The 26499-nt window shown below is 60.7% G+C and carries 28 protein-coding genes and 1 tRNA gene; 12 read left to right on the top strand and 17 right to left on the bottom strand.

Annotation, left to right across the window (positions count from 1 at the left end; genetic code table 11):
* Position 1: 1 nt before the first annotated feature.
* The 6 genes from HU773_RS07570 to dapA form a co-directional block, all read right to left on the bottom strand.
* Entirely contained in the window at positions 2–580 is a 579-nt protein-coding gene (locus tag HU773_RS07570) for a ComF family protein (protein ID WP_186625240.1), read from the bottom strand.
* 226 nt (positions 581–806) lie between these two features.
* Positions 807–896: transfer RNA gene (locus HU773_RS07565), tRNA-Ser, on the bottom strand.
* An 83-nt stretch (positions 897–979) separates the two neighbouring features.
* Positions 980–1693 (bottom strand): phosphoribosylaminoimidazolesuccinocarboxamide synthase, encoded by a 714-nt coding sequence (gene purC, locus HU773_RS07560; RefSeq protein WP_003211975.1) that lies wholly within the window; start codon positions 1691–1693, stop codon positions 980–982.
* A gap of 28 nt (positions 1694–1721) precedes the next feature.
* Positions 1722–2480, bottom strand: a complete 759-nt coding sequence (locus HU773_RS07555) for an MBL fold metallo-hydrolase (protein WP_057958791.1) — start codon at positions 2478–2480, stop codon at positions 1722–1724.
* 4 nt (positions 2481–2484) lie between these two features.
* Positions 2485–3600: an NlpB/DapX family lipoprotein gene (bamC, locus tag HU773_RS07550; protein ID WP_186625238.1), complete on the bottom strand. Its 1116-nt coding sequence runs from the start codon at positions 3598–3600 to the stop codon at positions 2485–2487.
* Positions 3601–3617: 17 nt separating this feature from the next.
* The gene (gene dapA / locus HU773_RS07545; protein WP_057444335.1) at positions 3618–4496 is read right to left on the bottom strand and encodes a 4-hydroxy-tetrahydrodipicolinate synthase; all 879 of its coding nucleotides are present in this window, start codon (positions 4494–4496) and stop codon (positions 3618–3620) included.
* Between the two features lie 260 nt (positions 4497–4756).
* Between dapA and HU773_RS07540 the strand changes: the two genes are divergently transcribed.
* Positions 4757–5317, top strand: a complete 561-nt coding sequence (locus tag HU773_RS07540) for a glycine cleavage system transcriptional repressor (RefSeq protein WP_029299075.1) — start codon at positions 4757–4759, stop codon at positions 5315–5317.
* A gap of 11 nt (positions 5318–5328) precedes the next feature.
* Entirely contained in the window at positions 5329–5802 is a 474-nt protein-coding gene (locus HU773_RS07535) for a peroxiredoxin (RefSeq protein WP_186625236.1), read from the top strand.
* A gap of 117 nt (positions 5803–5919) precedes the next feature.
* Here HU773_RS07535 and HU773_RS07530 read toward each other — a convergent pair whose 3' ends face one another.
* A complete protein-coding gene (locus tag HU773_RS07530) occupies positions 5920–6159 on the bottom strand; it encodes a sulfurtransferase TusA family protein (protein WP_057958789.1) in 240 nt (79 codons plus the stop codon).
* A gap of 95 nt (positions 6160–6254) precedes the next feature.
* On the opposite strand from HU773_RS07530, the gene HU773_RS07525 reads away from it, so the two are divergent.
* Positions 6255–7688: a M48 family metalloprotease gene (locus tag HU773_RS07525; RefSeq protein WP_029299078.1), complete on the top strand. Its 1434-nt coding sequence runs from the start codon at positions 6255–6257 to the stop codon at positions 7686–7688.
* Between the two features lie 73 nt (positions 7689–7761).
* On the opposite strand, the gene HU773_RS07520 is transcribed toward HU773_RS07525, so the two are convergent.
* The 4 genes from HU773_RS07520 to rpoE form a co-directional block, all read right to left on the bottom strand.
* Positions 7762–9198, bottom strand: coding sequence for a DegQ family serine endoprotease (locus tag HU773_RS07520; RefSeq protein ID WP_057958788.1), 1437 nt, complete (start codon positions 9196–9198; stop codon positions 7762–7764).
* Between the two features lie 240 nt (positions 9199–9438).
* Positions 9439–10395, bottom strand: a complete 957-nt coding sequence (locus tag HU773_RS07515) for a MucB/RseB C-terminal domain-containing protein (protein WP_057444333.1) — start codon at positions 10393–10395, stop codon at positions 9439–9441.
* A gap of 16 nt (positions 10396–10411) precedes the next feature.
* Positions 10412–10999: a sigma-E factor negative regulatory protein gene (locus tag HU773_RS07510; protein ID WP_057958786.1), complete on the bottom strand. Its 588-nt coding sequence runs from the start codon at positions 10997–10999 to the stop codon at positions 10412–10414.
* 32 nt (positions 11000–11031) lie between these two features.
* Positions 11032–11613, bottom strand: a complete 582-nt coding sequence (rpoE, locus tag HU773_RS07505) for an RNA polymerase sigma factor RpoE/AlgU (protein WP_003172477.1) — start codon at positions 11611–11613, stop codon at positions 11032–11034.
* 468 nt (positions 11614–12081) lie between these two features.
* On the opposite strand from rpoE, the gene nadB reads away from it, so the two are divergent.
* Entirely contained in the window at positions 12082–13698 is a 1617-nt protein-coding gene (nadB, locus tag HU773_RS07500; protein ID WP_120732108.1) for an L-aspartate oxidase, read from the top strand.
* Here the strand turns inward: nadB and HU773_RS07495 are convergent.
* Together HU773_RS07495 and HU773_RS07490 are read right to left on the bottom strand one after the other, a co-directional pair.
* Positions 13667–14119, bottom strand: coding sequence for a hypothetical protein (locus tag HU773_RS07495; RefSeq protein WP_057958784.1), 453 nt, complete (start codon positions 14117–14119; stop codon positions 13667–13669). The two genes, nadB and HU773_RS07495, sit on opposite strands and share 32 nt — an antisense overlap.
* Positions 14103–14357 carry an FAD assembly factor SdhE gene (locus HU773_RS07490; protein ID WP_017736358.1) on the bottom strand — a complete coding sequence of 85 codons (255 nt, stop codon included), beginning with the start codon at positions 14355–14357 and terminating at the stop codon, positions 14103–14105. Before HU773_RS07490 ends, HU773_RS07495 begins: the two co-directional genes overlap by 17 nt.
* A 137-nt stretch (positions 14358–14494) precedes the next feature.
* On the opposite strand from HU773_RS07490, the gene ygfZ reads away from it, so the two are divergent.
* Positions 14495–15436 (top strand): CAF17-like 4Fe-4S cluster assembly/insertion protein YgfZ, encoded by a 942-nt coding sequence (gene ygfZ / locus HU773_RS07485; RefSeq protein WP_057958783.1) that lies wholly within the window; start codon positions 14495–14497, stop codon positions 15434–15436.
* 36 nt (positions 15437–15472) lie between these two features.
* Positions 15473–16294 carry an HDOD domain-containing protein gene (locus HU773_RS07480; RefSeq protein ID WP_057439740.1) on the top strand — a complete coding sequence of 274 codons (822 nt, stop codon included), beginning with the start codon at positions 15473–15475 and terminating at the stop codon, positions 16292–16294.
* 24 nt (positions 16295–16318) lie between these two features.
* On the opposite strand, the gene HU773_RS07475 is transcribed toward HU773_RS07480, so the two are convergent.
* Positions 16319–17704 carry a sensor histidine kinase gene (locus tag HU773_RS07475; protein WP_057439741.1) on the bottom strand — a complete coding sequence of 462 codons (1386 nt, stop codon included), beginning with the start codon at positions 17702–17704 and terminating at the stop codon, positions 16319–16321.
* Positions 17697–18368, bottom strand: a complete 672-nt coding sequence (locus HU773_RS07470; RefSeq protein ID WP_057958781.1) for a response regulator — start codon at positions 18366–18368, stop codon at positions 17697–17699. The genes HU773_RS07475 and HU773_RS07470 overlap by 8 nt, the downstream gene beginning before the upstream one ends.
* A 247-nt stretch (positions 18369–18615) precedes the next feature.
* Here HU773_RS07470 and HU773_RS07465 point away from each other — a divergent pair, with 247 nt between their 5' ends.
* Genes HU773_RS07465 through HU773_RS07445 form a run of 5 tightly spaced genes read left to right on the top strand, consistent with a single transcriptional unit; the run spans position 18616 to position 24001 of the window.
* Complete coding sequence (locus HU773_RS07465) at positions 18616–19908, top strand: OprD family porin (protein WP_186625234.1); 1293 nt, start codon at positions 18616–18618, stop codon at positions 19906–19908.
* Between the two features lie 44 nt (positions 19909–19952).
* Positions 19953–20936 (top strand): Bug family tripartite tricarboxylate transporter substrate binding protein, encoded by a 984-nt coding sequence (locus tag HU773_RS07460; protein ID WP_120732104.1) that lies wholly within the window; start codon positions 19953–19955, stop codon positions 20934–20936.
* Between the two features lie 60 nt (positions 20937–20996).
* Positions 20997–21455: a tripartite tricarboxylate transporter TctB family protein gene (locus tag HU773_RS07455; protein ID WP_057958778.1), complete on the top strand. Its 459-nt coding sequence runs from the start codon at positions 20997–20999 to the stop codon at positions 21453–21455.
* Between the two features lies 1 nt (position 21456).
* Positions 21457–22971, top strand: a complete 1515-nt coding sequence (locus HU773_RS07450; RefSeq protein WP_120732102.1) for a tripartite tricarboxylate transporter permease — start codon at positions 21457–21459, stop codon at positions 22969–22971.
* Positions 22964–24001 (top strand): AbrB family transcriptional regulator, encoded by a 1038-nt coding sequence (locus HU773_RS07445; RefSeq protein ID WP_057958777.1) that lies wholly within the window; start codon positions 22964–22966, stop codon positions 23999–24001. Before HU773_RS07450 ends, HU773_RS07445 begins: the two co-directional genes overlap by 8 nt.
* Positions 24002–24099: 98 nt before the next feature.
* Here HU773_RS07445 and ung read toward each other — a convergent pair whose 3' ends face one another.
* Complete coding sequence (ung, locus tag HU773_RS07440) at positions 24100–24792, bottom strand: uracil-DNA glycosylase (protein ID WP_057958776.1); 693 nt, start codon at positions 24790–24792, stop codon at positions 24100–24102.
* 134 nt (positions 24793–24926) lie between these two features.
* Here ung and dspII point away from each other — a divergent pair, with 134 nt between their 5' ends.
* Positions 24927–26039 carry an enoyl-CoA hydratase/isomerase DspII gene (dspII, locus tag HU773_RS07435; RefSeq protein ID WP_057439749.1) on the top strand — a complete coding sequence of 371 codons (1113 nt, stop codon included), beginning with the start codon at positions 24927–24929 and terminating at the stop codon, positions 26037–26039.
* Between the two features lie 22 nt (positions 26040–26061).
* Here the strand turns inward: dspII and HU773_RS07430 are convergent, their stop codons facing one another.
* The gene (locus HU773_RS07430; protein ID WP_057958775.1) at positions 26062–26490 is read right to left on the bottom strand and encodes a DUF3757 domain-containing protein; all 429 of its coding nucleotides are present in this window, start codon (positions 26488–26490) and stop codon (positions 26062–26064) included.
* Positions 26491–26499: the final 9 nt, after the last annotated feature.

Raw genomic sequence — 26499 nt, 5'->3', positions numbered from 1 at the left:
CCTACCAGGTAACAGTTGCAACATAAATATTGTTTACCTTACTATAAGTTTTGAGAACAGCACATGCAGCCTCGACTGATGCCCCCGTATCGTACCGATCGTCCACTAGGAGAACGTTCCACTTACCATTCCCACTGATTTCATCTCCAAGCTGGATTTTACCTTCTAGCGCCTTTACGCGCTCATCTCGCGAGCCTAAATCTTTAAGCGACTGACCTGTAGGCTTTTTGGTAAGGATTTTTTGAAATACCGGAAGCGCCGTCAGCTTACCGACCTCCAGAGCAATCTGTGTTACAGGTTGCCACGCTCTATCCTTCGAGGCAGGCATCGGCACAATGAAACCGACTGTATCAAGCAATGGATAGATGCTCTCCACAATTTGCGCGGCAAGTATCTGAGCTTGATCTTGATCGTCTCGGTACTTCAACTGAAAAAGAGCCTCACCAGCTTCGGAACGGGTGTTGTTGAATTCTGGATAACCCGATGAGTTGTAACCTAAAAACTCGCTCCGAAGGACGTGCTTGTCCAGCGCGAAACCTTTCGCCCAGTTACCGCCGATTTCCTTAACGTTCACCTTCATGGCTTTCTCCTTTTCTCAGCGGCCAAGGACGGTCATCGTCCACAATCCCCTGAATCGCATTGAGAATAGCAAAGTGCCACTAAATATGTGATTGGACGAAAGACTGGAATTCTCTCAAGCAGAAATCAATTAGGAATTTGCCCTAAAAATGCCCTAAATAATTTTACGCATACGAAAAAGCCCCCGTAATCATCAATGATTGCGGGGGCTTAATCGTATTCAATAATGGCGGAGAGATAGGGATTCGAACCCTAGGTACCGGTGAAGGTACAACGGATTTCGAATCCGTCCCATTCGGCCACTCTGGCATCTCTCCAACGGCGCGCATCATAACAGTCTGTTTCGTGGAAGCAAAGCGCCGAAGCAATTTTTTTCCGTGCTATCAGATGCTTGCGTCGATTACAGCGGTACGCCGAGACGGTTGGCGACTTCTTCGTAGGCTTCGATCACGTCACCGAGGCCCTGGCGGAAGCGGTCTTTGTCCATCTTCTTGCGGGTGTCTTTGTCCCACAAGCGGCAGCCGTCCGGGCTGAATTCGTCGCCCAGGACGATGGAGCCGTCGTGGAATACGCCGAATTCCAGTTTGAAGTCCACCAGCAGCAGGCCGGCGTCGTCGAACAGTTTGCTCAGGACGTCGTTGACCTTGAGGGACAACTCTTTCATGCGCGCCAGTTGCTCAGCGGTGCCCCAGCCGAATGCCACGACGTGGGATTCGTTGATGAACGGGTCGCCCTTGGCGTCGTCCTTGAGGAACAGTTCGAACGTGTAAGGGTTGAGCTTGAGGCCCTCTTCCACGCCCAGGCGCTTGACCAGGCTACCGGCAGCGTAGTTACGCACGACGCACTCGACCGGGATCATGTCGAGCTTTTTCACCAGGCATTCGTTGTCGCCCAGCAGTTTGTCGAATTGGGTCGGAATGCCGGCCGCTTCGAGCTTCTGCATGATGAAGGCGTTGAACTTGTTGTTCACCATGCCCTTGCGGTCGAGCTGTTCGATGCGCTTGCCGTCGAACGCCGAGGTGTCGTTGCGAAACAGCAGGATCAAGCGGTTGGCGTCGTCGGTCTTGTAAACCGACTTGGCTTTGCCGCGGTAGAGTTCTTCACGTTTTTCCATGATGGGCTCCGCTTGGTAAGTAGGTGGGCTAGGCGATATGTCGCCAGTCGAGCCCTGAATCTTGATCGGCCAGTTGCAGCCAGTCCGGGTCGCACCCGAGGGTGTCGACAAAACATTGCCGGGCAAGCTGCGGCAGGTTGTTCTTGCTGCTCAGGTGGGCCAGGACCAGGTGTTGCAGGTCTTGCCAGCCCAGCTCATACACCAGGTACGCCGCCTGGTGGTTGTTCAAATGTCCCAACTCGCCGCCAACCCGTTGCTTGAGAAAGTACGGGTAATGACCGCGCGCCAGCAGGTCCCGGCAATGGTTGGACTCGATCATCAATGCATCGAGGTCCCGATAGCCTTCCAACACCTTGGCACAGTAGGAACCCAGGTCGGTAAGCAGGCCGAAGCGGCGCTCGCCGTCACTGAATACATATTGCGTAGGCTCATGGGCATCGTGGGCCACGGCAATCACGTCGATGCTCAAGGCACCCACTTGCAGTTGCTCGCCACCAGCCAGGAAACCTGCGGGCTCAACGGGTTTGCGCATCCCGCGCAAGGTGCCGCGACTCAGGTACACCGGAAGATTGTAGCGCCGAGACAGCAAACCCACGCCATGCACGTGGTCGGCATGTTCGTGGGTCACTAGAATCGCGCTCAACTGCGCCGGGTGAACCCCCAGGCGCAGCAGGCGTCGCTCGGTTTCCCGCAGGGAGAAACCACAATCCACCAGGACGTACGTGTCGTCGTGGGCTACAAGCGTGCCGTTCCCTTGGCTACCGCTGCCGAGAACAGCAAAACGCATCAGATCAGCCCAGGTTGTCCTGAATCACGCCCAACACTTTGCGCGCCGTTTCTGCTGGCGCCACGGTGTTGATGTTCTTCTCGACGGTGACTTGCACGTTGTCGCCAACCTTGCTCAAGCGCACTTGATAACGCTCGGCGCGGGTCTCGATCTCTTCCTTGGTCGGCTCGCTGCCGAACAACTTGCTGAAGAAACCACGCTCTTCGTCTTTCTTCTCGGCCTTTTCAGCCACGTTGATGTAGTACAGGCCCAGGCTGCGGTTGATGTCTTCGACGCGCCATGGGCCTTGCTCCAGGGCACGGCCGACGCTGGCCCAGGCACGATCCAGGTCTTCACCCAGGTTGAGCACGACGTTGCCGCTGCCGTCTTCGGTGAGGCTGACACGGCTAGGTGTGTCGTAATCACGGGCAGCGAGCAGGGATACGGAACCACCCTTCTCGGAGATGCGGCTCATGCTGGCAAGCATCTCGTCGACCAGCGCAGCATCAACACCGCTGTTGACCGAACGGTTGGTGAACTCGACGTTGGCGGTGCTGCCGGCAGGACGCGCGGCGCTGACCACGTAGACTTCACTGGTATTGCGCTGCACGCCTGGCTCGATGCGCACGCGGATCCGGCTTTCGCCATCAGCGGCAACACCACCGGCCTGCAGGCGCTTGGCCATATTGGCCGACAGTTCGTTCGACTGCTGCCACGCGGTGGTGAACTCACCGGTTTGCGGGCGTTGTTCGTCGATACGGAAGCCATTGTCCTGGAAGAACTGCACCGCCACCGGCCAGACTTCGGCAGGTGGGCGCTGAGCCATGATCCAGCGCGAGTCGCCGCTTTTCTGCAGGCTGTAGTCGCTGGCATCGGCCATGGCCGAAATCGGCTGTGGACGCGGCACTTCGTACTCGCCCTTGACGGTATCGTCGGCCACGTTGCGCGGGATCGGCAACAGCGGGTCAAGGCGCTTGGCGACATTGACGTCCGACGGCAATTGCATCGGTGCGGTTTGTTGTGCTTCCAGGTAATCGCTGCCGCGGTCACGGAAGTAGCCTTCCGGGCCCCAGATCCAACCGCAGCCACTGGTGCTGGAGATAATCAAGGCAAGTGCGGAAAGTCCGGCCAATCGCTTCATGCGTAGTGCTTCCTCAATTAAACCAGGACGCCGGACTGGCGCAGGGCCTGTCGCAGCGGTTCGTGACAGGCGGGGCTGAGGGGGGTGAGCGGCAGACGGATACCGTCCGGCATCAGGCCCATCTCATGCAGCGCCCATTTCACGGGGATTGGATTGGATTCGATAAACAGGGTTTTGTTGAGCGGCATCAGTTGCTCATGAATCGCCCGGGCCTTGACGGCATCACCGGCGATTGCAGCGGCACACAGTTCGCTCATGGCACGCGGGGCCACATTGGCGGTCACCGAGATGTTGCCCTTGCCACCCAGCAGCATCAGTTCCACAGCCGTGGCGTCGTCACCGGAGTACAGCAGGAAGTCGCTGCTCACACCGGCCAGGATGTCCTTGGCGCGCTGCAGGTCGCCGGTGGCTTCCTTGATACCGATGATGTTCGGCACGGTGGACAGGCGGATCACGGTCGCGGCCTGCATGTCGCACGCTGTGCGACCGGGCACGTTGTAGAGGATCTGCGGGATGTCGACGGCTTCGGCGATGGTCTTGAAGTGCTGGTACAAGCCTTCCTGGGTCGGCTTGTTGTAGTACGGCGTCACCAGCAGGCAGGCATCGGCGCCGGCTTTCTTGGCGTTCTTGGTCAGTTCGATCGCTTCGCGCGTCGAGTTGGCGCCCGTACCGGCAATCACCGTGATACGCCCTGCCACGCGCTTGACCACAAACTCGATCACCTTGATGTGCTCTTCCACATCAAGCGTGGCCGATTCACCCGTGGTGCCGACGGCCACAATGGCGTTGGTGCCTTCTTGCAGGTGAAAGTCCACCAGTTTGCCCAGGCTGTCCCAGTCGAGATTACCTTGTGCATCCATGGGTGTGACCAGTGCCACCATACTGCCCGCAATCATGCAACCGCTCCTGCCGGAAAAAGAGAGCCGTAATGGTACTGGCGCCAAGATGCTTGCACAAGCGAAGTACCCTCTGAGGACGCGTTCTGGATCAACTTAGTTGCCAGCAACGCCATCATTGGGCCAAAGCACGGCCAGATGCCGCTGAATATGCAATGAAAACGCCACGTCCTAGCCCTTGGCGGCGCTTTTCGCTACCCTTGATCCTTTGATCGGTACCGCACGTTCGTATCGACCGCTCATCGCTTTAGGAATGCTGCATGTCCACCCCCACAGTCCGCGAACAATTCCTTGTTATCAGTGCCCTTGGCGCCAACCCCATGGAGCTGACTAACGTCCTGTGCCGCGCCAGCCATGAAAATCGCTGCGCCGTTGTGACTTCACGCCTGACTCGCCATGGCGAGTGCAGCGCGCTGGTCCTGCAGATTTCCGGGAGCTGGGACGCCCTGGCGCGCCTGGAAGCCGGCTTGCCGACCCTGGCCAAGAAGCACGACTTCACCGTCAATGTAGTACGCAGTGCAGCCTTGGAGAACCGTCCCCAGGCGCTGCCGTATGTGGCCTACGTCAGTTCGGCCTACCGTTCGGACATCGTCAATGAGCTGTGCCAGTTCTTTATCGACCATAACGTCGAACTGGAAAACCTGACCTTCGACACCTATCAGGCCCCCCAGACCGGCGGCACCATGCTCAACGCCACCTTTACCGTGACCCTGCCGGCAGGCGTGCAGATCAGTTGGCTGCGCGACCAGTTCCTGGATTTCGCCGATGCGCTGAACCTGGATGCACTGATCGAACCGTGGCGCCCACAGAATCCAATGTAAGGAAGTTTTTCATGGCGGTAGTCATCGACACACCAGTCGCCGATTTCGAAGCCCAGGCGACCAGCGGGCAGACGTTCAGCCTCGCCGGGCTCAAGGGCAAGCAAGTGGTCCTGTATTTCTACCCGAAGGACAGCACCCCGGGCTGCACCACTGAAGGCCAGGGGTTCCGCGACCAGCATGCTGCCTTCCAGGCTGCCAACACCGAGGTGTTCGGGGTGTCCCGGGACAGCCTGAAGTCCCATGAAAACTTCAAGGCCAAGCAAGCCTTCCCCTTCGAGCTGATCAGCGACAAGGATGAGGCGGTTTGCCAGCTGTTTGATGTGATCAAGCTGAAGAAGCTATACGGCAAGGAATACCTGGGCGTTGATCGCAGCACCTTCCTGATCGACAAGGAAGGCGTGCTGCGCCAGGAATGGCGCGGCGTGAAAGTGCCGGGGCATGTGAAGGCGGTATTGGCCGCGGCACAGGCACTGCACAAGGCTTGATGGGGCGAGTGGCAGTTAGATAGCTATCGCAGGCAAGCCAGCTCCCACATTGGATCGGTGCCAGGCAAGACAGCCCGGCCAGTGTGGGCGCCGAATCCGCCCCCCCTCCCCGCAGGCTCAGGCCTTGCGCAACCAGTAGCGATAGACGCCATTGTCGGCCTCTTCGTGCACCAGCACATGCCCCGCCAGCTTGGCAAACGTGCGGAAGTCCCGCTGCGACCCGGCATCCGTGGCAATCACCTTGAGCACCGCACCACTGGCCAGCCGATTGAGCTCCATCTTGGCCTTGAGCAGTGGCAACGGGCAATTGAGGCCACTGGCATCGAGCTCAGCGTCGTGGTTTACAGCAGCGGTCATGGTTTTGCTCCGGATGGCATCAGGGGATGCTTAGAATATCTGGTCCCAGGCTCAGTGTCCGGCTACAGTAAGGTCTTTGTCGAAAGGCTTTGTGCATGACTTTTTTGCGCCCTACCCTGCTGACGCTGGCTTGCCTGCTTGCCTCTCCAGGCTTCGCCGACGACCTGCCGTCACTTGGCGACGCCAGTTCTGCCATTGTCTCGCCACAACAGGAACACCAACTGGGCCGGGCATGGCTGGCGTTCCTGCGCGGCCAGGTCTCGGTCCTCAATGACCCGCAGCTCAAGGATTACGTCGAGACCAGCGTCTACAAGCTGGTAGAGACCAGCCAGGTCAATGACCGGCGCCTGGAGTTCATCCTGATCAACAGCCCGCAACTCAACGCGTTTGCCGCGCCGGGTGGGATTGTCGGGGTCAACGGCGGCCTGTTTCTCAATGCCCAGACCGAAGGCGAATACGCCTCGGTGATGGCCCACGAATTGGCGCACTTGTCCCAGCGCCACTTCGCCCGAGGCGTGGAAGCCCAACAACGGATGCAGATCCCGATGATGGCCGCGCTGCTCGGCGGGATTATCGCGGCCGCCGCCGGTGCCGGTGACGCCGGGATTGCCGCGATTGCCGGCAGCCAGGCTGCAGCGATTCAGGAGCAGCGGCGCTTCTCGCGGCAGAATGAACAAGAGGCCGACCGCATCGGCATCCTCAACATGGTCAAGGCCGGTTACGACCCGCGCTCGATGCCGACCATGTTCGAACGCTTGATGCGCCAGTACCGCTTCGATGCCAAACCTCCGGAATTCCTGCTGACGCACCCGGTCACCGAATCGCGGATCGCCGATACGCGCAACCGCGCCGAACAGGCCAAGACCGGCGGCACCGAAGACAGCCTGCGCTATCAACTGATTCGCGCCCGAGTTCAGCTGTATTACGAAGACACGCCCGGGCTGGCCGCCAAGCGCTTCCGTGCGCAACTGGATGAGAACCCGAAAAGCGATGTAGCACGTTATGGATTGGCCATAGCCCAGATCAAGGGCACCCAGCTCAACGAGGCGCGCGAGACCCTCAAGCCTTTGCTGGCCAAGGCACCCAACGACATCACCTACAACCTGGCGCAGATTGAGCTGGATATCACCAACAATCGCATGCCCGATGCGCAGCAACGTACCGACCGCATGCTGGCCCAGTACCCCAGCAACTACCCGCTGAACCAGGTGCGCGTGGACCTGCTGCTCAAGCAGAACCGCACCGCCGACGCGGAAAAAGCCCTGGAAGGCCTGCTCAAGTCGCGCTCCGACGATCCGGACGTGTGGTACCAGGTGGCCGAGACCCGCGGCCTGTCCGGCAATATCATTGGCCTGCATCAAGCCCGCGCCGAGTACTTCGCGCTGGTCGGCGACTTCCAGCAGGCCATCCAGCAACTGGACTTTGCCAAGCGCCGGGCCGGCAGCAACTTCCCGCTGTCGTCACGCATTGATGCGCGCCAGCGTGAGTTGATCGAACAGGAACGCATCGTCAAAGGCATGATGAGCTAAATCCAGCGCCCACAAAAAAGCCCCGCTCTCGACTATCGAGAGCGGGGCTTTTTATTGACCTACGGCTAGCGGCTTACTCGGCCAGCTTGAAGGTGATGAAGCTGGCACGCCCTTGACGCAGGACGCGCATCGACACCGAGCGATTCTTCGGCAGCGCCTTGGCGATGTCGGTGAATTCCTTGGTGGAGTTGATCGCCTGGTTGTTCAAGTGGGTGATCACATCACCCGGTTGCAGGCCGATCAGGGCGGCCGGGCCGTCCTGGACCTCCTTGATCACCACACCACTCTTGAGGTCGAAGCTCTTCTTCTGCTCGTCAGTCAACTCGACCACGGCGATGCCCAGGCGATTGCTGCTGCGCTCGGCACCTGATTTACCGCCCAGCGCGCCAAGCTCCTGACCTTCTTCAGGGATCGCGCCCACGGTCAGCTCGACGTTCTGGCGCTTGCCTTCGCGGATCACTTCCAGCTTGGCCTTGCTGCCCGCCTTGAGTGCGCCGACCAGGTGCGGCAGGTCGGCCGACATGACAATCGGCTGGCCGTTCATGGTCAGGATCACATCGCCAACCTGCAAGCCGCCTTTGGCCGCCGGGCCGTCGTCCTGAATCTGCGCGACCAGGGCGCCAGCAGGCTTGTCCAGGCCAAAGGACTCGGCCAGGTCTTTGTTCACTTCCTGGATCACTACGCCCAACCAGCCACGGCTGACCTTGCCACCGGCTTTGAGCTGGTTGGAAACATCCATGGCCACATCAATCGGGATGGCGAAGGAGACGCCCATGAAACCGCCGGAACGGGTGTAGATCTGCGAGTTGATCCCCACCACTTCGCCCGCCAGGTTGAACAGCGGGCCACCGGAGTTACCCGGGTTGATCGGCACGTCGGTCTGGATGAACGGCACGTAGTTCTCGTTCGGCAGGCTACGACCAATGGCACTGACGATGCCCTGGGTCACGGTGTGGTCAAAGCCAAACGGCGAACCGATGGCCACCACCCATTGCCCGGCTTTCAGATCCTGGGACTTACCCAGTTTCAGCACGGGCAGGTCCTTGCCTTCGATCTTCAGCAAGGCCACGTCGGAGCGTGGATCGGTGCCGACCAGCTTGGCCTTGAGTTCACTGCGATCTGCCAGGCGCACGAGGATTTCGTCGGCGTCGGCGATCACATGGTTATTGGTGAGGATGTAGCCATCAGGCGAAATGATAAAACCCGACCCCAGGGACTGGGCTTCACGCTGACCGCCACCGCCGCCACGGGGTGAACGCGGCTGAGGCATACCGCGCTCGAAGAACTCCCGCAGCATCGGCGGCAGGCCTTCAAGGTCAGGCATCTGCTGGTTCGAGACTTTACGCTCCGGCAGCTTCTGCGTGGTACTGATGTTCACCACGGCAGGCGAGGCTTGCTCTACCAGCTGGGTGAAGTCAGGCAGTTCCGCCGCTTGCGCGGTAACGGCCTGACCCAGCACCAGCACCGTGGCGACTATGGAAAGGTAAGACTTCAAACGTGGTATCGACATACAGCTCCCGTTACGACGAGCAGGGTTGGGCGACAAGGTTCTTTAAACGCCGGAGACTACTACTACCGACGTCAACATTGCGTGAACAACACAAGGCCAGAACCGAGAAGTTCTGACCTATAAAAAACATAAGGAAATTTTGCAAGTGAAAATACTCTCCAGACATTTCATGTTCTGTGCAGCAGGGCAGGCACTTCCCGCATTACTGTGAACAATCTGGATGAGCATAGGATTAACAGCTCACGGTTTTTCGGGCGCCGTGCCACTGCGCACCGACAGCGCGATCCGTTCGGCGGTGCCGAGGGGGATCTCCCCGACCACCGTCACCATGATCTCGCCTTGAGGGGTATTCATGCGGCGCGATACGGCAACCGTTGGCCCCAGTTGCACCCGGCTCTCCGTCGCAGCCTCGCCACTGACGGGCTCCAGGAACACCGAAAAACGCGCCAACCCATCCTCGTACATCAAGCTGTTTACCACCACATGGGTCCGGGAGTCCTTACGCGAAGCGCTACGGGCCAACTGGAAGCCAGGCGGCAGCCAGCTCGGATGCCAAGCCTGGGGGGCGACCACGTCCTCGGCCTTGCTGCTGGCGACCGACAATGGCTTACAGTCCCTGCCGGGTTGCAAAGCGCTTTCATCCGGGGCTTTGGTACTCAATTGAGTGAACTGGAAACGCTCCAGCAACTGCCCCTTGTCATTGATCAACAATGATTTGAGCGGCAGCGCGGTTTCACGATCCAGATGCATCTCAAAGCCGTAGCGGTGCTGGTCGCGCGGCGTCAACGAGACGATCACCGCTTTACGACCAGCCACACGGGATTCGCCGATGGTGGCAAGCGTGTAAAAAGAATTGAGTTTTTGCGGATCAAGCACATGGGCGGAACCGCCCGGGGAGTTACCAAGACCCGCTACCAGGCTGCCGCTGACACATTGAGTGTGCCCATCGACACGTACGACTTCCTGAGCTGATCCATCGAGCTGCAATATCCGTTCGCGGACCTGACCATTCTGGACTAGATGCCAGATGTCATGGGTAGAGAAACTACCGTTACGCTCGTAGATAAATGTACCTTGGTAGCTTTGCTGCTGCTCTGCCCGCCCAAGACGCTTCAGCCAGTCTTGGGCTTCATCGGCATGGGCGGGAACTGTAAACCAGCCACTGAGCAAAAGCGCAAGGAGCGGTATGGCACGCATAAGGCTCCTTAACGGTTTAGCGGTTTTCCAGGCTTGCAGCGCGAGCGTATGGCAGCGCGCTTTCAGTGCCTTTTACAGCCGATTCCTGAGCGTGCTGGCGCAGATAGCCTGGCAGACGCTGATCCTGCCAGCCGGATTGCCCTTGAAGCACGCCATTGGCCATCGGACCCGTTGCGTCGGAGCTTTCCTTGTAGCCAGCCAGAACAGCTGGACCCTTGACCTGCGGACCGGCCATGACCGGCTGCTGGGTTTGCTGGGCCAGTTCGGCACCGGCGATCTCGTCCTGGTTGTACAGGCGCACACCAGCCAGTACGGCCACCGTCACCGAGGCAGCAACTGCCAGGCGACCCAGGCTACGCCAAGGACCACGAGCAGCTTTTGCCGGAACGGCTTCATCGGCCAGCGCAGCAGAAACGGCCGCAGCAATATCCAGACGAGGGATTAACAGATCTTTGTGCATCACCGCCCGAGCGACTTGGTAACGAGACCAGGTATCACGGGTTTCGGCATCATCAAATGCATTGAGCACTCGACGAAGTTCCAGTTCATCCGCTTCGTTATCCATCACTGCGGACAGCGATTCCTGCAGGGCATCACGACTCATGGCGGTTCCTCTCTTGGCTGTCGCCGCTGTCTTTAGTTTTCCTGCAACAACGGTTGCAAGGCTTTATCAATGGCTTCCCGAGCCCGGAAAATCCGGGAGCGTACGGTCCCCACCGGACATTGCATGACGCTCGCAATGTCCTCGTAACTCAGACCATCGAATTCACGTAAAGTTAATGCCGTACGCAAATCTTCTGGCAGTTGCTGAATAGTGCGATGGACAGTGCCTTCGATCTCGTCGCGCAGCAATGCACGCTCCGGCGACTCGAGATCCTTGAGGCCGTGATCACCATCGTAAAATTCTGCATCTTCCGAACTCACATCACTATCGGGTGGGCGGCGTCCGCGAGACACCAGATAGTTCTTCGCCGTGTTGATGGCGATGCGGTACAGCCACGTGTAGAACGCACTGTCACCGCGAAAATTACCGAGTGCACGGTAGGCCTTGATAAAGGCTTCCTGTGCAACGTCCTGCGCTTCATGGGTGTCGTGCACAAACCGCACGATCAACCCGAGAATTTTGTGCTGGTATTTCAGCACTAGCAGATCAAATGCACGCTTGTCACCGCGCTGAACGCGCTCGACCAGCTGCTGATCCTCTTCCTGGGTTAGCATGAACACTCCTCGTTGTACTTGAAGGAGGCTTGCATAACTAAACGATCAGGCTTGCAAACATAGACTAGGACTTTTCGCAAAAGTTCTCCCCCTTCAAGCAAGTTTCCGGTGGGCTCTGTTTTGGCACACACGAAAAACGCAGCGCGGGCATAGCCGGCTGCGTGAATAATCTTGTCGCCGGTTTTCTGACGCTCCCATGCTCCAGGCCAATCAGTAAAACCAACGTTTTCCCAGCTTTCGGGCATCCTGTTATGGAGTCGGAGTGGATACAAAAGTTCCCACCTCGACGCCGGACCGCCTCATCAAACCGTGCAGTTCGTTCACCGTAGTCTCACAATGCCACGAATGCCCGGCTATTGTGCCGATCCCCCCCTCTATATACTAGTGGGCCGTGTGACCCTTTGATTCGCCGATCCAGGCGTCCTGTTTGCGCCACCCCTACGGATCGCTTTTTGCGGAATCCCATAAATGAGCCAACAGTTTCAACACGATGTCCTGGTGATTGGTAGCGGCGCCGCAGGCCTGAGCCTTGCTCTGACTCTACCGAGCCATCTGCGCATAGCCGTCCTGAGCAAGGGCGACCTGGCTAACGGTTCGACGTTCTGGGCCCAGGGCGGGGTTGCCGCCGTGCTGGATGACACCGACACGGTGCAATCCCACGTTGAAGACACCCTCAACGCCGGCGGCGGCCTGTGCAATGAAGACGCGGTGCGCTTCACCGTCGAGCACAGTCGCGAAGCCATTCAGTGGCTGATCGACCAGGGCGTACCCTTTACCCGCGATGAGCATGCCGGCAGTGACGACGGCGGTTTCGAGTTTCACCTGACCCGTGAAGGCGGCCACAGCCACCGGCGCATCATCCATGCCGCCGACGCCACCGGCGCCGCGATCTTCAAGACCCTGCTCGCCCAGGCCCGGCAGCGGCCGAATATCGAACTGCTCGAGCAACGAGTCGCCGTCGACCTGATCACCGAGAAACGCCTGGGCCTGGCGGGTGAACGCTGCCTCGGCGCCTACGTGCTCAACCGCGCCAGCGGCGAAGTGGATACCTACGGCGCGCGCTTCACCATCCTGGCCTCAGGGGGCGCCGCCAAAGTCTACCTCTACACCAGCAACCCCGATGGCGCCTGCGGGGACGGCATCGCCATGGCCTGGCGCTCGGGCTGCCGGGTGGCGAACCTGGAATTCAACCAGTTCCACCCCACCTGCCTATATCACCCCCAGGCCAAGAGCTTCCTCATCACCGAAGCCCTCAGGGGGGAAGGTGCGCACCTCAAACTGCCCAATGGCGAACGTTTCATGCAGCGCTTTGACCCACGGGCCGAACTGGCGCCACGGGACATCGTGGCTCGCGCCATCGACCACGAGATGAAGCGCCTGGGCATCGACTGCGTCTACCTGGACATCAGCCACAAGCCCGCCGACTTCATCAAGACCCATTTCCCGACGGTCTACGAGCGCTGCCTGGCCTTCAATATTGATATCACCCAAGGGCCGATCCCGGTGGTGCCGGCGGCGCACTACACCTGCGGCGGCGTGATGGTCGACCAGCAAGGCCGCACCGATGTCCCCGGCCTGTACGCGATTGGCGAGACCAGTTTCACCGGCCTGCACGGCGCCAACCGCATGGCCAGCAACTCGTTGCTCGAATGCTTCGTCTACGCCCGTTCCGCCGCCGCCGATATCCTCGAACAACTGCCACGCATCCCGGTGCCGGCCGCCCTGCCCCGCTGGGATGCGAGCCAGGTCACCGACTCGGACGAAGACGTGATCATCGCCCACAACTGGGACGAGCTGCGGCGCTTTATGTGGGACTACGTGGGTATCGTGCGCACCAACAAGCGCTTGGCGCGGGCGCAGCATAGGGTGCGGTTGTTGCTGGATGAAATCGACGAGTTCTACAGCAACTACAAGGTCAGCCGCGACCTGATCGAGTTGCGCAACCTGGCCCAGGTCGCCGAACTGATGATCCGCTCGGCCATGGCGCGCAAGGAAAGCCGGGGGCTGCACTACACGCTGGATTATCCCGAGATGCTGCCAGAGGCCCTCGACACTATCCTGGTGCCAACCACCTACGGCGACTGAACTTCAAGCGCACGCGCAGGCGCCGATGCACATCGGCGGCCTGCGAACCGCGCGGTACGCACACCGAGCGTACTCGCCAGTCTCCCGGCAGTCGGTAGCGCAGCACCACGATCAGCGGCAACGCCAGGCTGTCGGGACGCAACTGCACCGCATGCCAACCCCGCGCTACGCTCCACAGTTGCCAGCCGTCAGCATTGCGCCGCAGGCCACGAACCGACGAACGGTGGGTCAAGCGAATATGGCGTGGCAGCGTCCACAGGGCGTGGCCCAGGCACGCGAGCACACCCAGTGCCGCGATCGAAAAAGGTATAGCCAGCAGACACAGCGCACCCAGTGCAAGCACCTGTGCGAGGAGATACGCCGCCAGCAACAGCCCGCAGGCCTGCCAGCGGCATTCGAAGCTATTACTTGGGCTGGACACGATCCAGGATCATCCGGACCATGCGCTGCAGCTCCGGATCTTCTGATTCGGCACGTTCCATGAACCAGCCGAACATGTCCTGGTCTTCGCAGGTCAGCAACCTGACGTAGAGGTCGCGGTCTACCTTATCGAGGGTCGCGTACACCTCTTTGGTGAACGGTACCAACAACACATCCAACTCCAGCATGCCGCGACGGCTGTGCCAGTACAGGCGATTGATTTCTACATCTTCGACCATGGAGCGCTCCTCAAATAGGGCGCAAGTATACAGGCCCACGCCCCTCGGAACAGTCGGCTTTGGTCGGGCTTATGAAACTACCCATTTGCCGGGCGCCCCTCTATGATGCACTCATGACTCTCCAACTGCGATGACCCATGGCTGACTCTGCTTTCTTCTGCTCCCTGTCCCACGAAGGTGTCCTGGCCGTTCGCGGCGCTGACGCGGCCAAGTTCCTCCAGGGGCAACTGACCTGCAACCTCAATTACCTCGACGACACCCACGCCAGCCTCGGCGCGCGCTGCACCCAAAAGGGGCGCATGCAGTCGAGCTTCCGGATCGTGCTGCAAGGTGACGGTGTACTGCTGGCCATGGCCAGCGAACTGCTGGAACCGCAACTGGCGGACCTGAAGAAATACGCTGTGTTTTCCAAGTCCAAGCTGACGGACGAAAGTGCTACCTGGGCCCGCTTCGGTCTGGTGAATGCCGATCAGGCTCTCGCCAGCCTGGGCCTGGATTTGCCGGCCGAGACCGACAGTGTGGCGCGCCATGAAGAACTGCTGGCCATTCGCGTCTCCCCGGGCCGCGCCGAACTCTGGGCGCCCGCCGCGCAAGCCGAGTCCCTGCGCAGCCAACTGGCCGCCACACTTGCCGAAGGCGATCTCAATGCCTGGCTGCTGGGGCAGGTTCGTGCCGGCATCGGCCAGGTCATGGCCCAGACCCGCGAGCTGTTCATCCCGCAGATGCTCAACCTGCAAGCGGTCGGCGGCGTAAGCTTCAAGAAAGGCTGCTACACCGGCCAGGAAATCGTCGCCCGCATGCAATACCTGGGCAAACTCAAGCGGCGCCTGTATCGCCTGAGCCTCGACAGCCATGCGCTGCCCGAGCCCGGCACGCCACTGTTTGCCCCCAGCCATAACAGCGCCATCGGTGAGGTAGTCATCGCCGCCCGGGCCGACGAAGGGATTGAACTTCTGGCAGTGCTGCAAGCCGAAGCAGCCGACAGTGGCAACGTGCATTTAGGCACGCTGGAAGGCCCAGGCCTCAAGTTACTTGACCTGCCTTACCAACTGGACCGTGATCGCGAGATCCAGCGCTAATCGCCGTACCCTTTTGCAGCACCCTAGAGAGCATGAATGAATAAACTGGCGGAAAAAGTCCAACAGGCGTTGGTGATGGCCATCGATAACGATGACCTGGTTCTGCCCACGTTACCGGAAGTGGCCCTGAAAATTCGTCAGGCCGCCGAAGACCCCGAAGTCAGCATCAGTCATTTGAGCAAAGTCATCAGCCGCGATACCGCCCTGACGGCGCGGCTGATCAAGGTCGTCAACAGCCCACTGTTGCGCGCCACCCAGGAGGTCACCGACCTGCACACCGCCATCACGCGCCTGGGCACCAACTACAGCAGCAACCTGTCGATTGGTCTGGTGATGGAGCAAATCTTCCATGCCCGCTCAGAAGTCGTCGAACAGAAGATGCGTGACGTATGGCGCCGCAGCCTGGAAGTCGCAGGCGTCTGCTACGCCCTGTGCCGCAACCACAGCCAACTCAAGCCGGACCAGGCAGCACTTGGCGGGCTGGTGCACCAGATCGGTGTGCTGCCGATCCTGACCTACGCCGAAGATCACTATGAACTGCTCTCCGACCCGGTCAGCCTCAACCATGTGATTGACAGCATCCACCCGCTGCTGGGGGACAAGCTGCTGAGGGGCTGGGACTTCCCGGAAATGCTGGTAAATGTGCCCGCACACTACCAGGACCTCGAGCGCGATTCGGCCAGCCTGGACTACGTCGACCTGGTGCAAGTGGCGGTGCTGTACTGCCACAAGAATACCGATCACCCGCTGGCCAACGCTGCGCTGTCGAGCTTGCCGGCATTCAGGAAGCTGCGCATCGACCCGCTCAACGAAGCGGTGCGCACCGAGCTGGACGAAGCGCGCTCGATGTTCTATTGACCGGTCGGTGTGGCAAGCACGGCCCTACCCAGCGATAAAACTCACCCGCACCTTAAGCCCTTTCAGCTCGCCATCATGCAGGCTGATCTGGGCCAGGTGTGCGCGGCAGATCTCCCCGACAATCGCCAACCCCAGGCCCGAACCCGCGCCCTGCTGGTTACGTCGATAGAATCGCTCGAACACCCGGTCCCGTTCGTCCTGCGGAATCCCAGGGCCATCGTCCTCCACTTCCAGCACTGCCGGCGCCGTCACCCGCAAGATCACATTGCCACCTGACGGCGTGTGGGCCAGGGCGTTATCCACCAGGTTGCTCAGCAGCTCGTTCAACAAGGTCGGCTCGCCCCGCAGCCACACCGGCTCATCCGCCTCCAACGCCAGCGCCACCCCACGGGCATGTGCCAGGGGCGCCATGGCCATACCCAACTCACGGGCCAATTGGCTGAGGTCGAGCAATTGCGCACCGCCTTCGGCAATCGCCCGCGCCCCGTTTTCGATGCGTGCCAGGGACAGCAACTGGTTGGCCAGGTGGGTCAAGCGATCCGTGCCTTGCGCCGCCGTTTCCAGGGTGCTGCGCCAGATCGCCGGCTCCTCGGCGCGCAGCCCCAGCTCCAGGCGGGCTTTGAGCGCGGCCAGCGGGGTGCGTAATTCGTGGGATGCGTCGGCAATAAACTGCGCCTGGCGCTCGAACTGCCCGCGCAGGCGTTCGGTGAAGTGGTTCAACGCCCGCACCAGCGGCCCGAGTTCGTGCTGCACTTCAACCAGCGGCAACGGCCGCAGATCATCCGGCTGGCGCTCCTCTACCGCCGTGCGCAAACGCTCCAGCGGGCGCAGCGCCGCACTCACGGTAAACCACACCAGCAGCAGGGCCCCGACGCCCAGCATGCCCAGGCGCAGCAGGGTATCGGCCATCAGGCTGCGGGCCATGCTGACCCGGGCTTCGTCGGTTTCTGCGACGCGGATTTCTGCCATGCCATTCATGTTCGGCTCCGACACCGCCTTGAGCAGGCTCACCACCCGCACATTCTGCCCCTGGTACTTGGCGTTATAGAACCGCGCCAGGGCCGGGTAATCGTCGGTGCGCGGCGTCCCGGGCGGCGGGCCTGGCAGGTGTTCGTAACCGGAAATCAGCTTCTGGTGAATATCATTGACCTGGTAGTAAATCCGCCCGGCACTGTCATAGGCGAAAGTGTCCAGCGCCACGTAGGGCACATCGGCACTCAGGGTGCCGTCACGCTGGGACAGCCCGGCGGCGATGGTCCGCGCCGAGGCCAGCAGGGTGCGGTCGTAGGCAGTGTCTGCGGCCTCGCGACCGTTCCAGTAGGCGCTCAGGCCGCTGGCCAGCATCAGCACCACCAACAGCAGCGCCAGGTTCCACAGCAGGCGCCAACGCAGGCTGCTGTGCTTACGCATCGCGAGCTTCCAGCAGGTAGCCAAGGCCACGGAAGGTGACGATGGCGACCGGCTGGCCATCGAGTTTCTTGCGCAAGCGGTGCACATAGATTTCGATGGCGTCGGGGCTGGCCTCCTCATCCAGGCCAAACACCTGGGACGCCAATTGCTCCTTGCTCATGACCCGGCCGGGACGGGCGATCAGCGCCTCGAGCACCGCCTGCTCGCGAGAGGTCAGGGTCAGCAGGTCACCGCCGAGGGTGAAGCGCCGGGTTTCCACGTCATACACCAGCACGCCACAGGTCTGCTGCCGCTCGCCACCCAGCACGCTGCGGCGCAACAGCGCCTTGACCCTGGCCTCCAGCTCGGTCAGCTCAAAGGGCTTGGCCAGGTAGTCATCGGCGCCCAGGTTAAGGCCATGCACCCGATCCTTTACATCACTGCGGGCGGTGAGCATCAGCACCGGAAGATTTTTCCCACGGGCCCGCAGGCGTGCCAACACCTCGAAACCATCCATGCGCGGCAGGCCCACGTCGAGAATCACTGCCGCGTATTCCTCGCTGCTCAAGGCCAGGTCCGCAGCCACGCCATCGTGCAGCACATCCACCGTCAAGCCCGTGCTCTTGAGCGCCTGGGCGACACTTTCGGCGAGCTGCAAATGGTCTTCGACGAGCAGGACACGCATGGATTTGTACCTCGTTAAGGGGCAGCCGATGCCGCCCTCTGTTTACCGACTCGCGGCGCAGTTTACAGCCGCCGCCTGTGCTGTGAAGCCCGAAAACATTGAAAGACCGTTGAAAGGTTAGTGAAAGGTTCGCCCATTAGCATCCAGAAACGGACGGTTACACCTTCCGAGCTATTTCACCCATAGCGCCCGAAAAACGCCTCGAAGCGTTTTCGCCCTATAAGAACAATAAACGGAGTGCTCTACGATGCTGTCGACACAGCCCCAGGCTTGCCCGCCTGTTCGTTTTTCCCGCCTGACCCAGACCGCCCTCGCCAGTGCCGCTGCCCTTGCCGGCTTTTCGCCGCTTAGCCAGGCTGCCTTCTTCGAAGACAGTAGCGCGACCCTGGAAACCCGCAACATGTACTTCAACCGCGACTTTCGCGACGGTACCAGCGCCCAGCAATCCAAACGCGACGAATGGGCCCAGGGCTTCATGCTCAACCTGCAATCGGGCTACACCGACGGTACCGTCGGTTTTGGCGTGGATGCACTGGGCATGCTCGGGGTCAAGCTCGACTCCAGCCCGGACCGCGCCGGCAGCGGCCTGCTGCCTACCCACGATGATGGCCGCGCCGCTGACGAGTACTCGAAACTGGGGCTGACCGGCAAAGTGAAAATCTCGGCTACCGAGCTGAAAATCGGCTCGCTGATTCCTGAGTTGCCAATCCTCAAGGCCAACGACGGACGCATCCTGCCGCAGACGTTCAACGGCGGCCTGCTGACCTCCAAGGAGTTCAAGCAGCTGACGTTCACCGGCGGCCGCCTGGACAAGGCCAAGGACCGCGACGACAGCAACTACGAGGACATCGCCCTCAACAACAAGAACGGCCGCTTCGTCGGCGGAGCCACCGGCAAGCACTTCAACTTTGGTGGCGTGGACTACAAGTTTGCCGAGAAGGTCACCGGCAGCTATCACTTCGCCCAACTGGACGACGTGTACCGCCAGCACTTCCTCGGTGTCGTCGCCTCCACTCCGATGGGCCCCGGCACTTTCGGTACCGACCTGCGCCTGGCCATCAGTGATGACACCGGCAGCGCGCGGGGCGGCAGCATTGATAACAAATCCCTCAACGGCCTTTTCAGCTACGCCCTCAACGGCCATAAACTGAGCGCCGGCTACCAGCACATGTCCGGCGATAGCGCGTTCCCATATGTGGATGGCAGCGACCCGTACCTGGTCAACTTTGTGCAGATCAACGACTTTGCCGGTGCCGAAGAACGCTCCTGGCAGGCTCGCTACGACTACGACTTCGCCAAGCTGGGGATTCCCGGCCTGAGCTTCATGAGCCGCTACCTGTCCGGTGACAATATCCAACTCAAGAACGGCGACACCGGCAAAGAGTGGGAACGCAACACCGAGATCAAATACGTGGTGCAAAGCGGCACCCTCAAGGATGTGGCCGTACGCCTGCGTAACGCCACTTACCGCTCCAACTATTCGGCACGGGACGCAGACGAAGTGCGCGTGCTGGTCAGTTACAGCGTCGCGCTGTGGTAACCCTGCAAGTCATATCCCCAATAACAACAATGACGGAGTTCCCCATGTCCTCATCCCTGCGTAAATTTGCCCTGGCCGCCGGCTGCATGCTGTTTGCCGGCCAACTGCTGGCAGCCGAAGAACCCAAGCGCCCGGAATGCATCGCACCGGCCTCCCCCGGCGGTGGTTTTGACCTGACCTGCAAGCTGGTGCAAAGCGCACTGGTCAACGAAAAGCTACTGAGCAAGCCGATGCGCGTGACCTACATGCCCGGCGGCGTGGGCGCGGTGGCCTACAACGCCGTCGTCGCCCAGCGCCCCGCCGATGCCGGCACGCTGGTGGCCTGGTCCAGCGGTTCGCTGCTGAACCTGGCCCAGGGCAAATTCGGTCGATTTGATGAAAGCGCAGTGAAATGGCTGGCCGCCGTCGGCACCAGCTATGGCGCGATTGCGGTGAAAGCCGATTCGCCCTACAAGAGCCTCGATGATCTGGTACAGGCCCTGAAGAAAGATCCGAGCAAAGTGGTAATTGGTTCCGGCGGCACAGTCGGCAGCCAGGACTGGATGCAGACCGCACTGATCGCCAAGGCTGCCGGGATCAACCCGCGTGACCTGCGTTACGTGGCCCTCGAAGGCGGCGGTGAAATCGCCACTGCCCTGCTCGGTGGTCACATCCAGGTAGGCAGTACCGATATCTCCGACTCCATGCCACACATCCTCAGCGGCGATATGCGCCTGCTGGCGGTGTTCTCCGAAGAGCGCCTGGACGAGCCGGAAATGAAGAATATTCCGACTGCCAAAGAGCAAGGCTACGACATCGTCTGGCCAGTGGTACGGGGCTTCTACCTCGGGCCAAAAGTCAGCGATGAAGACTACGCCTGGTGGAAGGCTGCGTTCGACAAGCTGCTGGCCTCCGAAGAGTTCTCCAAGCTGCGTGACCAGCGCGAGCTGTTCCCGTTCGCCCTGACCGGACCGGAACTGGACACCTACGTGAAGAAACAGGTGGCTGACTACAAAGTGCTGGCCAAAGAGTTCGGCCTGATCCAGTAATCGCCCCCCTGTCGCGCGGCCACGCCCCTTTGAATCGGGGGCGTGGCCCAGGAGTTCTACATGCTCTTACAACGCATTTTCGCCGCAGTGCTGTTACTGGTGTGTATCGGCCTGGCGCTTATGGCCTGGCCCTATCAGGCGGCCTTTTCCTACGAGCCAGTAGGGCCTCGGGCCTTCCCACTGCTGTTGCTCGGGCTGATGGGCCTGGCTCTGACCTACATGCTGATTCGTCCGCAACCGACCCAACACACTGACGATGAACCGCCGCTGGACCGCCCGACCCTGATTAAGATCGGGATCTGCGTGAGCTTGCTGCTGGTGTTTGCCGGCACTTTCGAATCTCTGGGTTTCATTCTCAGCAGCATGCTGATTGGTATTCCGATGGCACGGCTGTATGGAGGGCGCTGGTTGCCCGGCGTGGTGATCATCACCTTGATGAGCGTCGGTCTTTATCTGCTGTTCGATAAAGCCATGGACGTACCGCTGCCCCTCGGTCTGCTCGACGTTCTGGAGAACTGATATGGATACTTTTGGCTATTTGGGCCAGGGTTTCGGCGTCGCGCTGAGCCCCTATAACCTGGTGACCGCGCTGTGTGGCACCCTGATCGGCACCATCGTCGGCCTGTTGCCGGGCCTGGGCCCGATCAACGGCGTGGCGTTATTGATCCCCATTGCATTTGCCTTGGGCCTGCCGCCCGAATCGGCACTGATCCTGTTGGCAGCCGTGTACCTGGGCTGCGAATACGGCGGCCGGATCAGCTCGATCCTGCTGAACATCCCGGGCGAAGCCTCCACCGTGATGACCACCCTCGACGGCTACCCAATGGCCCGCAAAGGCATGGCTGGGGTGGCGCTGTCGCTCTCAGCCTGGAGCTCGTTCATCGGTGCGTTTATCGCCACCTGCGGCATGGTGCTGTTCGCCCCGCTGCTGGCCAAATGGGCGATTGCCTTCGGACCTGCGGAATACTTCGTACTGATGGTGTTTGCGATTGTCTGCCTGGGCGGCATGGCCGGTGACAAGCCACTGAAGACCTTTGTCTCGGCGTTGATCGGCCTGTTCCTTGCCTGCGTCGGCATTGATGCCAATAGCGGTGTCTACCGATTTACCGGTGACAACATCCATCTGACCGATGGTATCCAGTTCGTGGTCCTGGTCCTGGGTCTGTTCTCCATCAGTGAGATCCTCCTGCTCCTGGAAAAAACCCACCGTGGCCAGGAAGCGGTGAAGGCCACCGGGCGCATGATGTTCAACGTCAAGGAAGCCTTGTCGGTGTTGACCGTGAACCTGCGCTGCGGTGTATCGGGCTTCATCATCGGCGTATTGCCAGGTGCTGGCGCGACCATGGCCTCGGCCGTGGCCTACATGACCGAAAAACGTATCGCGGGCGCCAGCGGCAAGTTCGGCCAAGGCGACATGCGCGGCCTGGCCGCCCCGGAAACCGCCATCGGCGCTTCAGTCTGCGGTGCCATGGTGCCAATGCTGACCCTCGGCGTTCCGGGCTCGGGCACCACGGCGGTGATGATCGGCGCCCTGTCGCTGTACAACATCACGCCAGGCCCGCTGCTGTTCCAACAGCAACCGGACATTGTCTGGGGCCTGATCGCTTCGTTGTTTATCGCCAACATCATGCTGGTGGTCCTCAACATCCCGATGATTCGCATCTTCACCCGCATCCTTGCCGTGCCGAACTGGGCGCTGGTGCCGGTGATCGCGATCATCACCGCGATTGGCGTCTATGCCGTACACGCCACCACCTTCGATCTGTTCCTGATGATCGCCATCGGCATCTTCGGCTACATCCTGCGCAAGCTGGACTTCCCACTGTCGCCGCTGCTGCTGGGCTTTATCCTCGGCGGCCTGATGGAGCAGAACCTGCGGCGTGCGTTGTCGATTTCCAATGGCACGCTGGAAATTCTGTGGTCGAGCCCGATCACTTTGGGCGTCTGGGTACTGACCGCCATCATGCTGCTCGTGCCATTGCTGCGTATCTGGCGCAAGCGCGCGTTGCAGCGTCGTGCCGTAGCCGATGTCTGAGGTCACCCTTAGACAATGGTGGGGGACACCGCTGGTCGGCCTGGCCGGCGGTTACCTGGCCAGCCTGGTCGGCTGGCCTTTGCCGTATATGGTCGGCTCGTTGCTGGCGATCATCCTGGTGCGCTGCCTGACGCCCTGGCAGTTGGGCGAGATTCCCGGCGGGCGCAAATGCGGGCAGTGGGTGGTGGGCATTGGTATCGGCCTGCACTTCACCCCGGTGGTGATCGAACAGGTGATGAGCCACTTTGGCCTGATCTTCTTCGGCGCGCTGGTCACCAGCCTGTCGAGCATTGTCGGCGTGTGGTTGATGCGCCGCAGCGGTGAAGATCGCGCCACTGCGTTTTTCTCAAGCATGCCGGGCGGTTCCGGGGAGATGGTCAACCTGGGCGCACGCAATGGCGCGGTGCTCAGTCGCGTGGCGGCTGGCCAGAGTCTACGGGTGTTGCTGGTGGTGCTGTGTGTGCCGGCAATCTTCAAGTATTTACTGGGCGGCGGCGCACCACAGTTTCATCCGGCGCCTGTGGATTGGGCCTGGCTGGCCCTGCTGTTTCCCATTGGCGCGCTGGTGGCCTGGGGCTGGCAACGCTTGCGCCAACCCAACCCCTGGTTGTTCGGGCCGTTACTGGTCAGTGCCGTCGCCAGTATCACCTGGGATTTGCACATCGGCCTGCCCGAAGGTGGCAGCCAGATCGGCCAATGGTTGATCGGCAGTGGCCTGGGTTGCCACTTCAACCGGCAGTTCTTCCGACGGGCACCGTCGTTCATGGGCCGCACGGTGGTTGGCACACTGCTGAGCATGCTGATCGCGACCTTTGCGGCGGTGGGTTTGAGTGCATTGACGCAGTTGGATCTGCGCTCGCTGACGCTGGGGATGATGCCCGGTGGGATTGCCGAGATGAGTTTGACGGCTGAGACCCTGCAATTGTCGGTGCCGTTGGTAACGGCGATGCAGGTGATGCGGCTGTTGTTTGTGCTGTTCCTGGCGGAGCCGTTATTCCGCCATTGGAACCGCCAGCCGGACACCATTTAAATATAGGCGCTGGCTTGCCTGCGATTGCGGTGTGTCTGCCAACAGAGATATCGGCAGACTGTCAGTCATCGCAGGCAGCTTCTACCTTGTGTTGACCTTCAGAGCGGCGGCAACCGCCACTCGATCGGCGTCTCGCCATTCTGCTCAAGAAACTTATTCGTCCGGCTGAAATGCCCGCAGCCCAAAAACCCGCGATACGCCGACAACGGCGACGGATGCACCGAGGTCAGCACCAGATGCTTGGTCGCGTCGATCAGCTTTTGCTTGCCCTGGGCATGGGCGCCCCACAACAGGAACACCAGGTGCGGCTGATGCTCGCTGACAATCTCGATCACCCGGTCGGTGAAGAACTGCCAGCCCTTGCCCGCATGGGCGTTGGCATTGGCGCGCTCCACGGTCATGGTGGTATTGAGCATCAACACACCCTGGTCAGCCCAGCTTTGCAGGCAGCCGTGGCTGGGGATGTCGATATTGAGGTCGCGCTTGAGCTCTTTATAGATATTGACCAGGGACGGCGGCGCCGGCACGCCCGGTTGCACCGAGAAGCACAGGCCGTGGGCCTGGCCCGGGCCGTGATACGGGTCCTGGCCGAGGATCACCACCTTGACCTTGTCCAGCGGCGTGGAATTAAGCGCGTTGAAGATTAACGGGCCCGGCGGGTAGATTTCCTTGCCCGCCGCATGCTCCTGGCGCAGGAACTCGCGCAATTGGCTCATGTACGGCTGCTCGAATTCCTCACGCAGGGCGTGTTTCCAGCTCGGTTCAAGTTTGATACGGTCGTCGACAGTCATCAGAAAAGCATCATGTAAAAAGAATGGGCGAACCCTAGGAAAGCCCACCCCACTTGTCAATTGATCTGACGCGCAACCGGCACTTTCCCACGAAGGGATCATACTCAACGTTCAATTTACCGATTGAGGTCATGATGAATCTGCACTTCGAAGAGCTCACTGGCACAGACGGCGCCCGTATCGGCATCGCCAGCCTGGACGCAGAAAAGTCCCTCAATGCTCTCTCCCTGCCGATGATCCTGGCCCTGGGCGAGCGCCTGGCGAGTTGGGCCAAAGACCCGCAAATCGTCTGCGTGCTGCTGCGCGGCAACGGCGCCAAGGCGTTTTGCGCCGGCGGTGAAGTGCGCAGCCTGGCCCAGGCCTGCCGCGAGCACCCGGGCGAAGTACCCGCCCTGGCCGCGCAGTTTTTTGCTGCCGAATATCGTCTGGACTACCACCTGCACACCTACCCCAAGCCCCTGATTTGCTGGGGCCATGGCTATGTTCTGGGCGGTGGCATGGGCTTGCTGCAAAGCGCCGCCATCCGCATCGTCACCCCGAGCAGCCGGCTGGCCATGCCGGAAATCAGCATCGGCCTGTACCCGGACGTCGGCGCCAGTTGGTTCCTCTCGCGCCTGCCCGGCAAGCTCGGCCTGTTCCTGGGCCTCACCGGCGCCCATATGAACGGGCGCGACGCCCTGGACCTGGGCCTGGCCGACCGCTTCCTGCTGGATGAGCAACAGGACGAAATGCTTGAGGGCCTGTTACAGCTGAACTGGCAGGAACAGACGGCGATGCAGCTCAACAGCCTGTTCAAGGCCCTGGCCCAGGAGGCCGCCAGCCAGCAGCCCGAACCACAGTGGCTGCCGCGCCGCCAGCAGATCGACGCATGGTTGGATGTGGGTGATGTGCACTGCGCCTGGCGCGCCTTGAGCCAACTGCGCGAGCATGCCGACCCGCTGTTCAGCCGGGCCGGCAAGACCTTGAGCGAGGGCTGCCCGCTGACCGCACACCTGGTCTGGGAGCAGATCCGACGGGCGCGGCACCTTTCTCTGTCGCAGGTGTTCCAGATGGAATACACCTTGAGCCTCAACTGCTGTCGGCATCCGGAGTTCAGCGAAGGGGTACGCGCTCGCCTGATCGACAAGGATCAGCAGCCACACTGGCACTGGCCAGATATCAAGCGCATTCCCGAGGCGGTGGTCGAGGCGCACTTTCACAAGGCCTGGGAAGGCCGCCATCCCCTGGCAGACCTGTCTGATTTATGACAGACGCAAGTCAAGCGGCGGGCTAGTATTTTGGGCGATCGAGGGTGAACGAACAGTTGTCGGGCTGGCTGTCCGTGCACACAAAAATTTCCTGGTCAAACGGCCCGCGGGCCGGCATCCAATGGGTGGAGTCGGTCAGCGACATGCCGGACAGGGGCTCGGGCGCCTGGAACCTGAGGTTGACCCACTGGTTGTTGGCCGCCTTGTAGGTGCAATACTCCAAGTAGCCTTGTTTACGCTCCTGGTCATTGGCCGGAATAAAAACCGCCCCGACAAATCGTTCCAAAAAGCTGTCGGCCCCGCCTGCAGGGCTCCTCCAGTGGCCATTGTCACTTTGGAAATGGCCCGCCTTGCGCTTGATCGACGAGGGATAGGGGCAGCTGAATTCTGCGCTGGCGTGAGCGAAGGAAAAAAAACCGAGTAAAAAAAGAATAAGTGCCCGGCTGATCATGTGTCATTC

This window comes from Pseudomonas shahriarae (assembly GCF_014268455.2).
GTDB lineage: Bacteria > Pseudomonadota > Gammaproteobacteria > Pseudomonadales > Pseudomonadaceae > Aquipseudomonas > Aquipseudomonas shahriarae.
This window is presented reverse-complemented; position numbering and strand designations above follow the sequence as displayed.

What these genes read in the sequence shown, in the direction of transcription:
- HU773_RS07570 (WP_186625240.1), bottom strand. Translation starts at nt 580, where the DNA reads ATGAAGGTGAACGTTAAGGAAATCGGCGGTAACTGGGCGAAAGGTTTC.
- purC (WP_003211975.1), bottom strand. Translation starts at nt 1,693, where the DNA reads ATGGAAAAACGTGAAGAACTCTACCGCGGCAAAGCCAAGTCGGTTTAC.
- HU773_RS07555 (WP_057958791.1), bottom strand. Translation starts at nt 2,480, where the DNA reads ATGCGTTTTGCTGTTCTCGGCAGCGGTAGCCAAGGGAACGGCACGCTT.
- bamC (WP_186625238.1), bottom strand. Translation starts at nt 3,600, where the DNA reads ATGAAGCGATTGGCCGGACTTTCCGCACTTGCCTTGATTATCTCCAGC.
- dapA (WP_057444335.1), bottom strand. Translation starts at nt 4,496, where the DNA reads ATGATTGCGGGCAGTATGGTGGCACTGGTCACACCCATGGATGCACAA.
- HU773_RS07540 (WP_029299075.1), top strand. Translation starts at nt 4,757, where the DNA reads ATGTCCACCCCCACAGTCCGCGAACAATTCCTTGTTATCAGTGCCCTT.
- HU773_RS07535 (WP_186625236.1), top strand. Translation starts at nt 5,329, where the DNA reads ATGGCGGTAGTCATCGACACACCAGTCGCCGATTTCGAAGCCCAGGCG.
- HU773_RS07530 (WP_057958789.1), bottom strand. Translation starts at nt 6,159, where the DNA reads ATGACCGCTGCTGTAAACCACGACGCTGAGCTCGATGCCAGTGGCCTC.
- HU773_RS07525 (WP_029299078.1), top strand. Translation starts at nt 6,255, where the DNA reads ATGACTTTTTTGCGCCCTACCCTGCTGACGCTGGCTTGCCTGCTTGCC.
- HU773_RS07520 (WP_057958788.1), bottom strand. Translation starts at nt 9,198, where the DNA reads ATGTCGATACCACGTTTGAAGTCTTACCTTTCCATAGTCGCCACGGTG.
- HU773_RS07515 (WP_057444333.1), bottom strand. Translation starts at nt 10,395, where the DNA reads ATGCGTGCCATACCGCTCCTTGCGCTTTTGCTCAGTGGCTGGTTTACA.
- HU773_RS07510 (WP_057958786.1), bottom strand. Translation starts at nt 10,999, where the DNA reads ATGAGTCGTGATGCCCTGCAGGAATCGCTGTCCGCAGTGATGGATAAC.
- rpoE (WP_003172477.1), bottom strand. Translation starts at nt 11,613, where the DNA reads ATGCTAACCCAGGAAGAGGATCAGCAGCTGGTCGAGCGCGTTCAGCGC.
- nadB (WP_120732108.1), top strand. Translation starts at nt 12,082, where the DNA reads ATGAGCCAACAGTTTCAACACGATGTCCTGGTGATTGGTAGCGGCGCC.
- HU773_RS07490 (WP_017736358.1), bottom strand. Translation starts at nt 14,357, where the DNA reads ATGGTCGAAGATGTAGAAATCAATCGCCTGTACTGGCACAGCCGTCGC.
- ygfZ (WP_057958783.1), top strand. Translation starts at nt 14,495, where the DNA reads ATGGCTGACTCTGCTTTCTTCTGCTCCCTGTCCCACGAAGGTGTCCTG.
- HU773_RS07480 (WP_057439740.1), top strand. Translation starts at nt 15,473, where the DNA reads ATGAATAAACTGGCGGAAAAAGTCCAACAGGCGTTGGTGATGGCCATC.
- HU773_RS07475 (WP_057439741.1), bottom strand. Translation starts at nt 17,704, where the DNA reads ATGCGTAAGCACAGCAGCCTGCGTTGGCGCCTGCTGTGGAACCTGGCG.
- HU773_RS07470 (WP_057958781.1), bottom strand. Translation starts at nt 18,368, where the DNA reads ATGCGTGTCCTGCTCGTCGAAGACCATTTGCAGCTCGCCGAAAGTGTC.
- HU773_RS07465 (WP_186625234.1), top strand. Translation starts at nt 18,616, where the DNA reads ATGCTGTCGACACAGCCCCAGGCTTGCCCGCCTGTTCGTTTTTCCCGC.
- HU773_RS07460 (WP_120732104.1), top strand. Translation starts at nt 19,953, where the DNA reads ATGTCCTCATCCCTGCGTAAATTTGCCCTGGCCGCCGGCTGCATGCTG.
- HU773_RS07455 (WP_057958778.1), top strand. Translation starts at nt 20,997, where the DNA reads ATGCTCTTACAACGCATTTTCGCCGCAGTGCTGTTACTGGTGTGTATC.
- HU773_RS07450 (WP_120732102.1), top strand. Translation starts at nt 21,457, where the DNA reads ATGGATACTTTTGGCTATTTGGGCCAGGGTTTCGGCGTCGCGCTGAGC.
- HU773_RS07445 (WP_057958777.1), top strand. Translation starts at nt 22,964, where the DNA reads ATGTCTGAGGTCACCCTTAGACAATGGTGGGGGACACCGCTGGTCGGC.
- ung (WP_057958776.1), bottom strand. Translation starts at nt 24,792, where the DNA reads ATGACTGTCGACGACCGTATCAAACTTGAACCGAGCTGGAAACACGCC.
- dspII (WP_057439749.1), top strand. Translation starts at nt 24,927, where the DNA reads ATGAATCTGCACTTCGAAGAGCTCACTGGCACAGACGGCGCCCGTATC.
- HU773_RS07430 (WP_057958775.1), bottom strand. Translation starts at nt 26,490, where the DNA reads ATGATCAGCCGGGCACTTATTCTTTTTTTACTCGGTTTTTTTTCCTTC.